The sequence below is a fragment of the Yoonia sp. 67-2 genome, from assembly GCF_035117555.1.
Classification (GTDB): Bacteria; Pseudomonadota; Alphaproteobacteria; order Rhodobacterales; family Rhodobacteraceae; genus Yoonia.
Genome location: NZ_JAYKPK010000002.1, coordinates 161365 through 174821 on the forward strand (window position 1 = coordinate 161365; position 13457 = coordinate 174821).

The 13457-nt window shown below is 59.7% G+C and carries 10 protein-coding genes and 1 tRNA gene; 2 read left to right on the forward strand and 9 right to left on the reverse strand.

Going from position 1 to position 13457, the window contains the following annotated elements:
* Positions 1-23 precede the first annotated feature (23 nt).
* From gltB to VOY09_RS04100, 4 genes are read right to left on the reverse strand one after another with little or no spacing between them, the layout of a single operon-like run.
* Complete coding sequence (gltB, locus tag VOY09_RS04085) at positions 24-4556, reverse strand: glutamate synthase large subunit (RefSeq protein ID WP_322893113.1); 4533 nt, start codon at positions 4554-4556, stop codon at positions 24-26.
* Positions 4543-5250, reverse strand: a complete 708-nt coding sequence (locus tag VOY09_RS04090) for a hypothetical protein (RefSeq protein ID WP_322893114.1) — start codon at positions 5248-5250, stop codon at positions 4543-4545. Before VOY09_RS04090 ends, gltB begins: the two co-directional genes overlap by 14 nt.
* Positions 5247-5915: a hypothetical protein gene (locus VOY09_RS04095; RefSeq protein WP_322893115.1), complete on the reverse strand. Its 669-nt coding sequence runs from the start codon at positions 5913-5915 to the stop codon at positions 5247-5249. The genes VOY09_RS04090 and VOY09_RS04095 overlap by 4 nt, the downstream gene beginning before the upstream one ends.
* A complete protein-coding gene (locus tag VOY09_RS04100; protein WP_322893116.1) occupies positions 5912-7339 on the reverse strand; it encodes an NAD(P)-dependent oxidoreductase in 1428 nt (475 codons plus the stop codon). The genes VOY09_RS04095 and VOY09_RS04100 overlap by 4 nt, the downstream gene beginning before the upstream one ends.
* A gap of 218 nt (positions 7340-7557) precedes the next feature.
* On the opposite strand from VOY09_RS04100, the gene VOY09_RS04105 reads away from it, so the two are divergent.
* Positions 7558-8361, forward strand: coding sequence for an undecaprenyl-diphosphate phosphatase (locus tag VOY09_RS04105; RefSeq protein ID WP_322893117.1), 804 nt, complete (start codon positions 7558-7560; stop codon positions 8359-8361).
* A gap of 34 nt (positions 8362-8395) precedes the next feature.
* On the opposite strand, the gene VOY09_RS04110 is transcribed toward VOY09_RS04105, so the two are convergent.
* Positions 8396-9376, reverse strand: a complete 981-nt coding sequence (locus VOY09_RS04110) for a complex I NDUFA9 subunit family protein (protein WP_322893118.1) — start codon at positions 9374-9376, stop codon at positions 8396-8398.
* Between the two features lie 151 nt (positions 9377-9527).
* Here VOY09_RS04110 and VOY09_RS04115 point away from each other — a divergent pair.
* A tRNA-Leu gene (locus tag VOY09_RS04115) sits at positions 9528-9614 on the forward strand.
* Positions 9615-9675: 61 nt separating this feature from the next.
* On the opposite strand, the gene VOY09_RS04120 is transcribed toward VOY09_RS04115, so the two are convergent.
* From VOY09_RS04120 to VOY09_RS04135, 4 genes are all read right to left on the reverse strand, one after another.
* Positions 9676-10599 (reverse strand): CehA/McbA family metallohydrolase, encoded by a 924-nt coding sequence (locus VOY09_RS04120; RefSeq protein WP_322893119.1) that lies wholly within the window; start codon positions 10597-10599, stop codon positions 9676-9678.
* Positions 10596-11705 (reverse strand): ABC transporter ATP-binding protein, encoded by a 1110-nt coding sequence (locus VOY09_RS04125; RefSeq protein WP_322893120.1) that lies wholly within the window; start codon positions 11703-11705, stop codon positions 10596-10598. The genes VOY09_RS04120 and VOY09_RS04125 overlap by 4 nt, the downstream gene beginning before the upstream one ends.
* Complete coding sequence (locus tag VOY09_RS04130; protein WP_322893373.1) at positions 11705-12463, reverse strand: ABC transporter permease; 759 nt, start codon at positions 12461-12463, stop codon at positions 11705-11707. Before VOY09_RS04130 ends, VOY09_RS04125 begins: the two co-directional genes overlap by 1 nt.
* 83 nt (positions 12464-12546) lie before the next feature.
* On the reverse strand, positions 12547-13419 hold the full coding sequence (locus VOY09_RS04135) for an ABC transporter permease subunit (protein ID WP_322893121.1): 873 nt from the start codon (positions 13417-13419) through the stop codon (positions 12547-12549).
* Between the last annotated feature and the right edge of the window lie 38 nt (positions 13420-13457).

Consider the following 13457-nt stretch of genomic DNA (forward strand, 5'->3'; position numbering starts at 1 on the left):
GATTTCAGCGCGGGGCGTTGCATTTATTCTGCCGGAATTGCGGCTTCTTCGATCACCAGCGGATGGGTCAGGTGACGCAGCATTTCCTTGGGGCAGACCTGCAGGAAATTGCCCTTTTCGATGTCCCAATGTTGCAGGATATCAGCACCCTTGCGGCTGCCGGTTTCCTTCACATGCCGTTCGATCAGGCCTTTCAACTGGTCATGCCAGTGATCGACCGTCACCCCACAGGTCACCAGCGTTTCCATGTTGATCAACGCAGCGGATGCGCCTTTGGGATCATAAAGATACGCCATCCCGCCGGTCATGCCGGCGCCAAAGTTGGCACCGATGGACCCAAGGATCACGGCCACACCGCCGGTCATGTATTCGCAACCATTGGTGCCGCAGCCTTCTATCACCACATGCGCGCCGGAATTGCGCACGGCAAAGCGTTCACCGGCACGGCCAGCGGCAAAGAGATAGCCCGCTGTTGCACCATATAGCACGGTGTTGCCGATGATCGTGTTTTCCGATGCCACCAGCGGGCTGACCATCGGCGGACGGATCACGATTGTGCCGCCCGACAGGCCTTTGCCCACATAATCATTGGCATCGCCCGATACTTCCAGTTTCAGCCCCGGTGCCGCAAAAGCCCCAAGCGATTGCCCGGCAGAGCCGCGCAGTTTGACCGTCAGGTGATCGGATTGCAGGCTGTTGCGCATGCCAAACTTGGCCACGATATGGCTGCTGGTCCGCGTGCCGATGCTGCGGAGCGTGTTCTGCACCGCATAATCCAGCTGCATCTTTTCGCCATCGTTCAGGAAACGCGCGGCATCCTGCACGATCTGCGCATCCAGTGTGTCATCCACGGGGTTGCGCGGGCGGTGCCGGTCATAGCGGATCTTATGCGCGCCATCGACGGTGATCAGCAGCGGGTTGAGGTCCAGATCATCCAGATGCGCCGAACCACGGCTGACCTGCGTCAGCAGATCCGCACGCCCGATCACGTCATCAAGGCTGCGTGCCCCGATGCTGGCAAGGATTTCACGCACTTCAGTGGCGTAGAAGGTAATCAGGTTCACCACCTTTTCGGCATTGCCGGTGAACTTGGCGCGCAAGGCATCGTCCTGCGTGCAGACACCGACAGGGCAAGTGTTGGACTGGCATTGCCGGACCATGATGCAGCCCATCGCGATCAGGGCGGCGGTGCCGATGCCATATTCCTCGGCCCCCATCATCGCGGCCATGACGATATCGCGCCCGGTGCGCAGACCGCCATCGGTGCGCAAGGTGATCCGTTCGCGCAGGTTGTTCATCGCCAGAACCTGATGCGCCTCGGTCAGGCCCATTTCCCATGGCAGACCGGCATATTTGATCGAGGTGCCGGGCGATGCCCCGGTGCCGCCGTTATGGCCGGAAATCAGGATCACATCGGCCTTGGCCTTGGCCACGCCCGCCGCAATCGTGCCGACACCGGAGGATGCGACCAGTTTCACCGTCACCTTGCAGCGCGGGTTGATCTGTTTGAGGTCATAGATCAGCTGCGCCAGATCCTCGATCGAATAGATATCGTGGTGCGGCGGTGGGGAAATCAGCATCACGCCTTCGGTGGAATGGCGCAGACGGGCGATCAGTTTGGTCACCTTCATGCCGGGCAGTTGCCCGCCTTCGCCGGGTTTGGCACCTTGGGCGACTTTGATTTCCAGCTCTTCACAGGCGTTCAGATATTCCGCCGTTACACCGAACCGGCCCGATGCGACCTGCTTGATCTTGGCAGACGGGTTATCGCCATTGGGTTCGGGCAGGAAATGTGCCGGATCTTCGCCGCCTTCGCCACTGTCGGATTTCGCGCCGATGCGGTTCATCGCGACGTTGAGCGTCTTATGCGCCTCTGGGCTCAGCGCGCCCAGCGACATGCCTGGTGTGACGAACCGTTTGCGGATCGCGGTGATGCTTTCGACCTCTTCAATCGGCACTGGCGTGCCAAGCGGTTTGATCGCCAAAAGGTCGCGCAGATGGATCGGCGGGTTGTTCTGCATCGCCTTGGAATATTGCTGCCACAAAGCATAGGACGCATTGTTGCAAGCGGCCTGCAACATATGCATAGTCTGCGCTTCCCAAGCGTGTTTTTCACCGGACCGGCGCGCCTTGTAAAAGCCGCCAATAGGCAGCACGTCGCTGCCACCTTTCCAGCCTTTGGCGTGCACCTCTTCCAGTTTGGTCTGGATACCCGTTGTGCCGATGCCGGAGATACGGCTGTGCATGCCGGGGAAATATTCGGCGACCATGGCGCGCGACAGGCCCACAGCCTCGAAATTGAGGCCACCGCGATAGGATGACAGGACCGAAATCCCCATCTTGGACATGATTTTCAGAAGACCTGCGTCGATGGCGGCACGGTAGCGGGCAACCGCCTCGGTCAGATTGCCGTCGATCAAGCCACGGTTCAAACGGTCGGCTATGGAATCCTGCGCCAGATAGGCGTTCACGGTTGTCGCACCGCAGCCGATCAGCACCGCAAAATAATGCGGGTCGATACATTCGGCGGAACGCACGTTGATCGAACAGAAGGTGCGCAGACCCTTGGCCGTCAGCCCCGAATGCACGGCAGATGTGGCAAGGATCATCGGCATCGGCACGCGGTCTTCGGATTGGTGCTGATCGGTCAGCACCAGATGGCCCGCGCCAGAGCGCACGGCATCTTCTGCCTCTGCCCTGATCCGTTGCAGACCGGCGTTCAGCGCGGCCCGGCCGGGGGCAAAGGTGCAGTCGATAAAGGCGACGCTTTCGCCGAAATGATGCACCATTTCGTCAAATTCAGCATTGCCAACGAAGGGGCTGTTGAGCACCAGAATTTCGGTCTGTGACGAATCCTCATCCAGCACGTTTTTGAGGTTCCCGAAGCGTGTTTTCAGGCTCATCACCCGGCTTTCGCGCAAGGAGTCGATGGGCGGGTTCGTGACCTGGCTAAAGTTCTGGCGGAAGAAATGCGACAGCGGACGATAGGTCGTGGATAGCACCGCAGACGGCGTATCATCGCCCATCGAGGCGATCATTTCCTTGCCGTCTTCAGCCATCGGCGCAAGAACCTGTTCGAGTTCTTCGATGGAATACCCCGCAGCCACCTGCCGTTTGCGCAGATCGCCACCGTCGAACAGCGCTTTTTCCGGCACGTTGCGCATCAGATCGTTCAGATCGACAACCTTTTCCACCCAATCACCGAATGGCTGGGCGGCGGCCAGTTTATCTTTCAGCTCTGTATCGCGATAAAGCCGCCCTTCCAGCATATCGACAGCGATCATCTGGCCGGGGCCAAGCGCGCCTTTTTCAACGACGCTTGCCTCATCCACCGGCACCATGCCCATTTCAGAGCCTGCGACCAGCAGGCCGTCACCTGTCACGACATACCGCAAAGGGCGCAGACCGTTACGGTCCAACCCGCCGCAGACCCAACGGCCATCGGTCATGGCAAGGGCGGCGGGGCCGTCCCAAGGTTCCATCACCGCGTTGCAATAGCCATACATATCCTGCCAGGCTTGCGGCATTTCGACGGCTTGCTGCGACCAGGCCTCTGGCACCAGCATGGTTTTGGCCATGGGGGCGTTGCGGCCTGCACGCACCAGCACCTCGAACACGGAATCCAGCGCGGCGGAATCGGATGCGCCCGATGGGATGATCGGCTTGATATCTTCAGCCGCATCGCCAAAAGCGCTGGAGGCCATGCGGATTTCATGGCTTTTCATCCAGTTGCTGTTGCCTTTGAGCGTGTTGATCTCGCCATTATGGGCCAGCATGCGGAACGGCTGCGCCAGCGACCATTGCGGGAAGGTGTTTGTCGAATAGCGCTGGTGATAGATCGCAAAGGCGGATTCGAACCGCGCATCCATCAGATCAGGGTAGAATTCCGCAACCTGTTCGGCCAGCATCATGCCTTTGTAGATCACAGACCGGCAGGACAGCGAACACAGGTAAACCCCCGCGATCTGCGCGGCGGCGGCTGCCTTTTCGATCCGGCGGCGGATGATGTAGAGTTCGCGTTCGAACTCTTCTTCGGTCATATCCTTTTCACACCGGATCAGGATCTGTTCGATCTCTGGCCGTGTGGCATTGGCCTTGTCGCCCAATACTTCGGTATTCACCGGCACATGCCGCCAGCCATAGATATAGTGACCCATGCGCAGGACTTCGGATTCCACGATGGTCCGGCAGCGTTCCTGCGCGCCGAAATCGGTGCGCGGCAAAAAGACCTGACCGACCGCGATCAGCTTATCATCATCGGGTTCGTGGCCGGTGCGGCGGACCTGATCGTAAAAGAACGGCACCGGGATCTGCACATGGATGCCCGCGCCATCGCCTGTCTTGCCATCGGCATCGACAGCGCCACGGTGCCAGATTGCTTTCAGAGCGTTGATGCCTTTTTCGACCACATCGCGCGATGGCGTGCCGTCGATGGCCACGACCAGACCAACACCGCAAGACGCATGTTCGTCATCATCACGGTAAAGGCCGTTTTCGGCCATCCATTTCCGTTTCGCTTCTTCTGCCGCTACCCAAGTCTGGTCATAGATGGTCATTGGCGTTCTCCTTCAAGATATCGGCAGATGAGATGGCGAGGCCGCAGCCATGTTTCGGGCTGGCGCTGAGAAAACCGGGTTCCCCCGGAGAGATGAATTCAACGGGAGAGCTGTCGCTGGTGACCGTCCCGCCCGCTGTGGTGACAGTGCTGGTGCCGGACAGAAACATCCGCCAGTCGCGGCTGACAAATTCATTGCCACGGCTGGACCAGATTTCAGCGCCAGATGCGTCAAAGGCGGTGATCTCATAGGCTGTTTCTTCCAGCGTCACACCGTCGATGGTGACTTGCCGCCCGGTCAGACTGTCCTGCCCGACATAGCGGGTTTCACCGACTTCGGCCGACAGGGTGCGGAAATCCCATGTGTCGCGGTTCGTTGCAAAGAGTTCGGTCAGCGAGGCGGGGTCTGCCGGGTCAGGCACCAATGTTTCGCTGATCCCCGCCATGGGATGAAAACTGGCGATCCATTGTGCCTCTGCATCAATCTGACCGGCATAGGTCAGGCCCTGTTCGTCCAGCGACACCCGGCGTTTCATGCCCGTCGCATCGCCGGTGCAGGTAAAATGATGTTCGACTTCGCAGCTTTGGTTCTGCACCGTCACAAAGGCGGTGCAGCCCGCAGGCAGCGAAAACGTCGCCGGTGCCTGCGCCACGGCAGGACCAGCGGCCAGGATCAGGGCGAGTGCGATCCTCATGGCCGGAACCCGGATTCGATGACGTTGCATTCATAGCGGGGTTGATCACCGAAAAACCCGGGCTCGCCCGGAGAGATGAATTCAACCGGCGAAGAATCCGTCACCTGTTCGGGATTGGCATCATCCCAAGCCTGTCCGAGAAAGAACAAACGATGCGTTTCGCTGACGAATTGCCGACCAGAGCCTGCGTAAATCTCGTTCCCATCGGCATCCAGCGTGCGCCCCTGGAATTCCGTTTCGAGCAGGGTTTCATCGCCAATCACAAAGGTTTCGCCGGTCAGCATGTCGAACCCGACGTGCCGTTCCGGCCCGGCATCAGTGTCAATGGTGAAATCCCAGGTATCGATGCCATTGGCAAACAGCTCATCCAAAGACGCGGGATCGGGCGCAGGCACCTGCAACATTTCATTGCCGGTGACTTTATAGCTTTCCATCCACTGGAACTGATCATCCACGCGCTGCACGCTGAACACACCCGCCTGCCCGATCAGCGCGATCCATTGATCGCCCGGTGCATCGGCTTCGCAGCTCCAAACATTGACCATGACGCAGGCACGATGCTGCACTGTCAATTTGGGCGTGCAGCCATCGGGCGCGGCAAAGCTTTGCTGCGCCACGGCGGGCGTGGCCAGCGCGAGGCTGCTGATCAGCGCGGCGCGGATCATTCTGCCGCAACCGTGGCGGATTGGCCCAGATAATCAAGGATCGCCGCCGCCGTATCGCGCCCATCCCGGATCGCCCAGACGACAAGCGAGGCACCGCGCACGATATCACCTGCAGCATAGACGCCCTCAAGGCTGGTCTTGCCGGTGGTGAAATCCGCCCGGATCGTGCCCCAGCGGGTGACAGCCAGTTCCGGCACGCCCCAAAGGGTCGGGATATCTTCAGGTTCAAAGCCAAGCGCCTTGATCACCAGATCGGCATCTTCGACGTAATCGGCACCCTCAATCACCTCTGGCACCTGGCGGCCTGTCGCATCGGGCGCGCCAAGGCGCATTTTCTGCACCTTCACACCGGACACTGATTCACCTTCAAAGCCCTGTGGTGCTGCAAGCCAAATGAATTCGACACCTTCTTCTTCGGCATTCGCGGTCTCGCGCTGCGATCCGGGCATATTGGCGCGGTCACGGCGATAGAGACATTTGACGCTTTCGGCACCCTGCCGCACGGCGGTGCGCAGACAATCCATGGCGGTATCGCCGCCACCGATGACGACGACACGCTTGCCTGCGGCATTCAACGCGCCGCTTTCATATTCCGGCACGTCATCGCCGAATGATTTGCGGTTGCTGGCAGTCAGGTAGTCGATGGCATTGACGATGCCTTCCGCCTCGGAATCCGGCAGGTCGCGGGTTTTATAGACGCCGGTGGCGATCAGCACGGCATCATGTTTGCCCCGGATCGCATCAAAGGACAGGTCTTCGCCCACATTACAATTCAGCACGAATTGCACACCGCCATCTTCCAGCTGCGCGATGCGCTGCATGACAATGTCTTTTTCCAGTTTGAAACCGGGGATGCCATAGGTCAGCAAGCCGCCGCCACGGTCATAGCGGTCATAAACCGTCACCTGCACACCTTGCCGGCGCAGCATATCTGCGGCAGCCAGACCACCGGGGCCAGCGCCGATGATGCCAACGCTTTCATGGCGTTCGGCGTGCGGGCGGATCGGCTTGACCCAGCCGTTTTCAAAGGCGGTGTCGGTGATGTATTTCTCGACCGACCCGATAGTCACAGTGCCATGGCCGGATTGTTCGATCACACAATTGCCTTCGCACAGACGGTCCTGCGGGCAAATGCGGCCACAAATCTCTGGGAAGGTATTCGTCGCCTGGCTGATCTCATAGGCTTCCTGCAACCGGCCTTCGGCGGTCAGGCGCAGCCAGTCGGGGATGTTGTTGTGCAGCGGACAATGCGTCTGGCAATAGGGCACGCCGCATTGTGAACAGCGGCTGGATTGCTCGGCAGCCTTGTCGCGGGCGTAGTCGGCATAGATTTCGTTGAAATCCTGCTTGCGCAAATTCGGCGGGCGTTTTTCCGGCATGTCGCGGTCAACGACTGTGAACTTGAGCATCTTCTGGCCAGCCATCTGCCGTCCTCCCGTTTATCAGAGCAAGTCAGGTTCTAGAGCGTCAACCTAAGAATGAAAAGGCAGTAATGCTGACCTATTATCAAGTTTTTTCGGCACCATACCCACGAATGGCGCATAAATATACGAAATATAGGTCCGCATGCTGACCTATATGTGCTCTTCCCTCTGTTTCCCTAGCCGATAGGGTGCGCTCAGCGAATCAGATTGGGCAGCGCATGACCACCTTCAACCTTATACTCATCGCCATTATCCAAGGTGTGACAGAATTCCTACCCGTGTCTTCCTCCGGCCATCTGATCCTGCTGCCCAGCTTGACCGGGCTGGATGATCAGGGGCTGGTGATCGATGTCGCCGCCCATCTGGGCACGCTGGTCGCTGTGATCCTGTATTTCTGGGCCGATGTGCGGCTGGCCATCTTTGGCACATTCCGGCTGCTGCGCGGCAAGGTCGATACGAAAGGTGCATTTCTGGCGCTTTGCCTGCTGATCGCAACGGTGCCGGTCATCATCGTAGGTCTGATCCTGAAGGCTACCGGGCTGGCCGATGCGATGCGCGGGATCGCGGTGATCGGCTGGACCATGCTGATCTTCGGCATCGTGCTCTATATCGCCGACCAGAAAGGCGAGACGGTCAAGACTGCCGAACGCTGGACGATGAAAGATGCCGCGATCATGGGGCTGTGGCAAGCGGTGGCGCTGATCCCCGGCACTTCGCGGTCAGGGATCACGATCACCGCCGCGCGGATGCTGGGCTATGCCCGCCCGGATGCCGCGCGGCTGTCAATGCTGATGTCGATTCCGACGATCATCGCCTCTGGCGCGCTACTCAGCCTTGATGTGATCGGCACGGCAACGGCGGATGATCTGCAGAATATCGCCATTGTAGCGGTCATGTCCTGCATCGCGGCCTTGGCTGCGCTGGCGATCATGATGCGGCTGTTGCGCAGCGTCAGCTATACGCCTTACGTGATCTACCGGATCGTCCTGGGGCTGGTGCTGCTGTTCATCGCTTACAGCTGATCACCGCCCACACCTGAATACCCCGTGCAGCCGGTCAGGACCGCAGGTTCTTGGCCGATTCCTTGATCGTGTCATATTGACCGGAAGGCCGGAACCGCCACAGATAATCCGGCAGCACCGCCATCATGGCCGTGGGGTGGATGCCCAGATCGGCAAAGGTCTTGGCCCCGTCACTAACCACATTATCCACGGCAAGATTAACCACCTGATCCTTGGTCAGCGGCGGGGCGATCAGGCCGAGCGACACAGATTTCGCCACCCCGAACCCAAAAGCCATCGCCTTCGCCATCCAGAACGGGATATTCAAGATCAACCGGCGGCGGCGTATGATGCCCAGCATCTGCTGCATCAGATCGCGGAATGTCGCTGTATCCGGGCCACCCAGCTCATAGACACCGGCAGGAGCCTGCCCGAGTACAGCCTTGACCGCAGCCGCCGCAACATCATCCACATAGACCGGCTGGAACTTGGTATCAGCCCCGACCACTGGCAGGATCGGGCCAAAGCGCGACATGCCTGCGAAACGGTTGAAAAATTCATCCTCCGGCCCGAAAATCACCGATGGGCGCAGGATGACAGCATCCGGCATATGCGCCAGCACGCCCGCCTCGCCGGCGGCCTTGGTCTTGGCATATTGGCTGGCAGAGGTTTCATCAGCCCCGATGGCCGAAATCTGCACCATCCGCGCCACGCCCATTTCTGCAGCAATCCGCGCGATCCGGGTCGCGCCATCGGCCTGCACGGCGGCAAAGGTGTTCTTGCGGACCTCATCGAGCACACCGACGCAATTGACCACGACATCCGCACCGCTGGTCACGGCAGCGACGCTGGCATCATCGCGGATATTGCAGAACACAGGTTCGACCTGACCGACCGCACCGTAAGGGCGCACAAATGTCGCCTCACTCACATTGCGGACGGCGACACGGACGCGCCAGCCTTCTTTGGCCATGCGGCGGGCGATATAGCGACCGACAAAACCGGATCCGCCGAAGATTGTGACGAGCTTTGACATGACGCAGCCTTATATTCAGGTTCAGCCCCGTTTACCGCCCTGCCCCCTGCCAGACAAGGCGCAATCCTGCTGATTGAAAGATCATGCAGATTTCGTAGCGATTCCCGTTGACACCGCGCGCAGGCAGCCTTATTGCCCGCCAAGCACACCTGCCCAGGTGGCGGAATTGGTAGACGCGCTAGCTTCAGGTGCTAGTATTGGCAACGATGTGGAGGTTCGAGTCCTCTCCTGGGCACCAAAATCCCGACAATCAGATGTGACAGATCAATCGGCGTTAAGCGGTTGATGTAGCGCGAATTTCAGCTGTCCCGCCAGAATGGATTCGTCCAGGCGCGCTTGCCCCCCGCATCGATGATTGTCAGGCGCAGCCAGGGCGATGCGGCCAATCCCTTGTAAGGCAAAGTGATCCGCGTCAGGCTGTGGCCGTGGACTACCGATGTCCGTGACCCCTGCCCTTGCAACACGGCGGTGACAGCCGCGCCGCAGTGGATTTCGACCGCGTCATCGCCCCAGGTCACATGGTGAATCTCTGGTCCGGTCGAAGAGTAGAAAGCCCCGTCCTTGAGCGCGGCCAACAACGCCTCTGGCGTATTTTCCGGCGCGCGGACCATGACCCAGCCGCCGAAATGATCCGGCTCGCTGAAATGCGCGTCATCGGTGGCGCACAGTGTCACGCGACGGCCCGCGTTCAACAGATGTTCCAGCACATAGACGCCCGACCCACGGTCACAGCCTGTCACGCAGCCATGGTTATAGATTTCGACCGCATGGGCGGCTTCCATGGCCGCGGCATCTTCCAGCGAGAGTTGCGACCATTCGGGATGGGCGATGGCGACAAAGGCACCGGCATCGCGGGCGCGCCGGGCCAAGGCGGGGCCGGTTTCCTGCCCGGGATGGGCAGAAAAATCAGGCGCATCTGGGGGCGTGAAATCGGCGGGCAGGCCGACGGCGAGGATATGCCACAGCTCGCCATTCTGCATGGCACCACTGTGCAATTCAGCGCCCAGAATCGTGGTGAAAGCGTCGTTGCGATAGGGCCGCGTGTCGCTGATCGGATAGTTGAAATGGCCGATGAAATGATCGGTCAAAGCGATGAAATCATAACCTTCGGCCTGATAGCGACGGCAGACCTCTTGCGGGGCGAGCACGCCGTCGGAATTGGTGGAATGGGTGTGCAGATTGCCGCGCCAGAACCGGCCCGGCAGATCGAAAGGGTTGGTCATGCCAGTTTCTCTGTCTCGACGGTCTGACGTTGCGCGATCCCGTTGCCTGCCGCATCCAGAATGATGAAATCGCGTGCGGCGACGCTGATTTCGACCTCCGTCCCTACCGGCGGTGGCGGCGTGTCGGGGCGATTAAACGTGTCCAGCGTCAGGGCGGTATCGCCGACCATCGTCGACAGGCGGATGATCGAGCCCATGAATTGCACCTGCGCAACACGGCCTTTCAGGATCGTCTCGCGCCCCTCGGCACGGCCCAGACGCGCCGCCTCTGGCCGCAGGGCAAGGCGGATGATTGTGCCTTTCGGCGCGGTCAGTTGCTGGCTCAAGGCAAGTTGCGCGCCGTCGATGGCGACGATGCCGGCGGCGGGGTTGATCACCTCGGCATCAAAGCCGGTATGGCTGCCGACGAAACCGGCCACAAATGGCGTCGCGGGGCGGTTGTAGATATCAAACGGTGATCCGATCTGTTCCGCGATCCCGCCGTTCATCACGACGACGCGGTCGGACATCGACAAAGCCTCTTCCTGATCATGGGTGACAAAGATCGTGGTGATGCCAAGCTGCTGCTGGATCTGGCGGATTTCCTGCCGCAGGGACACGCGGATTTTCGCATCAAGCGCCGAAAGCGGCTCATCGAGCAACAAAACCCGTGGTTTCGGGGCCAAAGCACGGGCCAAGGCGACCCGCTGCTGCTGCCCACCCGACAATTGGAACGGATAGCGCGCGCCCAGATCGGGCAGGCCGATCAGGCGCAGCATGTCTGTGACGCGCTCCGCCGCTTCTGTCTTGCCCACGCCCGCGATCTTGAGCCCGAAGCCCACGTTTTGGGCCACGGTCAGGTTGGGGAACAGGGCATAGGCCTGAAACACCATACCTATATTGCGCTGGTTCGGGCGCAGATTGGTGACATCGCGCCCGTCGATCTGGACCGATCCGGCAGATGGTTCCTCAAACCCCGCCACGATCCGCAGCACGGTGGTTTTGCCGCAGCCAGATGGCCCCAGAAGCGAGATGAATTCGCCCTTTTCGACCGAGAGGTTGAAATCCTTGACCACCCGCGTCGGGCCAAAGGATTTTTCCAAATGGTTGATCTCAAGATAGGCCATCAGCGTTTTGCTCTCGTATGGGGGAACAGGCGACCGGCAAGCTGGATCAGCCCCATGCAGCCCCAAGTTATGGTAAAGGCGATCACGGCCAATGCCGCAGGTTCATAGGCGCGATTGCCGCCAGTCCAGACCATGTAAGGGCCAAAGGCCGGGCGATCCAAGAGTGCTGCAAAGACATATTCGCCCAGCACGATGGAAAAAGTCAGGAAGGCACCGGACAACAATGCGGTAAAGATATTCGGCAGCATGATGCGGAAAATGATGGTGAACCAGCTTGCGCCAAGGATCTGCGCGGCTTCGGTCAATGTCTGGACATCCAGCGTGCGCAAACCGTTGTCGATGGCGCGATACATATAGGGCAGCGCCAAAGTGGCATAGCCGAAGGCGAGCAGGATATTGGTGCCTGTCACCGACCCGGTCATCGGCAGGAAAGAGGATGTGTTGAACATCCGCAGATAGCCAAAGGCGATGACGATCACCGGGATCACCAGTGGCAGCAGCGTGATGAATTCGATCACCGGGCGCATTTTCGGCAGGCGGATACGCACCCAGATCGCGGCAGGCAGGACCAGCGCCATACCCAGCACGATCGTCACCAGCGACATCATCAGCGAATAGCCAAAGGTCGCCTGAAACTGCGGATCGCCCAGCACGGTGGTATAGGCGTCGAAACTATAGGCATCGCGCCGTTTGCGCAGCGAAAACTCGATCATCCCGATCAGCGGCAGTGCGAAATAGATCACGCCAAAGGCGAACATGACCCAAGAGAAAATCGACCCGACGCTGCGGCGGGCTTTGGGCGTGTCGGTGACAGTCATCGTGTTCAGCGCGGCTTGATCGGTCATTTCTGCCATTTCTCCGCGCGTGTGCGCAGCACGATATAGATCGCATTGGCGACGGCTGTGATGACGATCATGCCGAATGCGATGGCATAGCCAAGGTTCGGGTCCTGCAGCACGTCACCACGGATTTGCGCGAATAATTGCACGGTGATCAGGCTTTGCGATGATCCGGTCAGCGCCTGCGCCGTGGCAATCGCGCCGAAGGAATTGGCAAACAGCAGCGCGAAAGTGCCCAGAAGTGACGGCAGCAGCACCGGAATAGCTACCATCCGCCAATATTGCAGGCTGGTTGCACCCAGGCTTTGCGCGGCTTCGTCCCATTCGCGCCGCAGCCCCTCCAGCGCGGGGGTGATGATCAGGATCATCAGCGACATCTGGAAATAAAGGTAAACGAAGACCAGCCCCCAAAAGCTGATCAGGTTAAAGCCCGAGGCATAGATATTGATTCCGAACCATTCACGCAGAATGACGGTGACCAGCCCAAGCCGCCCCAATGTCGCGATAAAGGCAAAGGCCAGCGGCACACCGGCGAAATTGGCGGCGACACCGGAAAAGGTGACCATCGGCGCGCGCAAATATTTCGGCAGGCCGCCGTGGATGATCGCCGCAGCGACGAGAAAGCCCAACAGCGCGCCAAGTGCTGCGGAAAAGAAACTGACCCGGATCGACAGCCAGAAGCTGTTCATCAGCCGTGGTTCAAACAGCTTGGCCATTGTCGCCAGCGTGAACCCACCGTCCGGGCCGCGAAACGCGCCGAGCACGATATTCACCGTGGGCAGCAGCAGAAAGATCGCGGCGAAAGCCAGAAAAGGAACAACGCCAGCCCAATTGGCGGCGGTCCGTGAAATATATGCGCCGCGTGTGGTGGCCATGTGGCATCCCTTGGGGTCTTGTCAAAACCATGCCCCGG

Coding starts and splice junctions, on each gene's coding strand:
- VOY09_RS04095 (WP_322893115.1), bottom strand. CDS start 5,915: ATGATCCGCGCCGCGCTGATCAGCAGCCTCGCGCTGGCCACGCCCGCC.
- VOY09_RS04125 (WP_322893120.1), bottom strand. CDS start 11,705: ATGGCCTATCTTGAGATCAACCATTTGGAAAAATCCTTTGGCCCGACG.
- gltB (WP_322893113.1), bottom strand. CDS start 4,556: ATGACCATCTATGACCAGACTTGGGTAGCGGCAGAAGAAGCGAAACGG.
- VOY09_RS04100 (WP_322893116.1), bottom strand. CDS start 7,339: ATGGCTGGCCAGAAGATGCTCAAGTTCACAGTCGTTGACCGCGACATG.
- VOY09_RS04130 (WP_322893373.1), bottom strand. CDS start 12,463: ATGTTCGCCTTTGGCGTGATCTATTTCGCACTGCCGCTGATCGGGATG.
- VOY09_RS04110 (WP_322893118.1), bottom strand. CDS start 9,376: ATGTCAAAGCTCGTCACAATCTTCGGCGGATCCGGTTTTGTCGGTCGC.
- VOY09_RS04090 (WP_322893114.1), bottom strand. CDS start 5,250: ATGAGGATCGCACTCGCCCTGATCCTGGCCGCTGGTCCTGCCGTGGCG.
- VOY09_RS04105 (WP_322893117.1), top strand. CDS start 7,558: ATGACCACCTTCAACCTTATACTCATCGCCATTATCCAAGGTGTGACA.
- VOY09_RS04135 (WP_322893121.1), bottom strand. CDS start 13,419: ATGGCCACCACACGCGGCGCATATATTTCACGGACCGCCGCCAATTGG.
- VOY09_RS04120 (WP_322893119.1), bottom strand. CDS start 10,599: ATGACCAACCCTTTCGATCTGCCGGGCCGGTTCTGGCGCGGCAATCTG.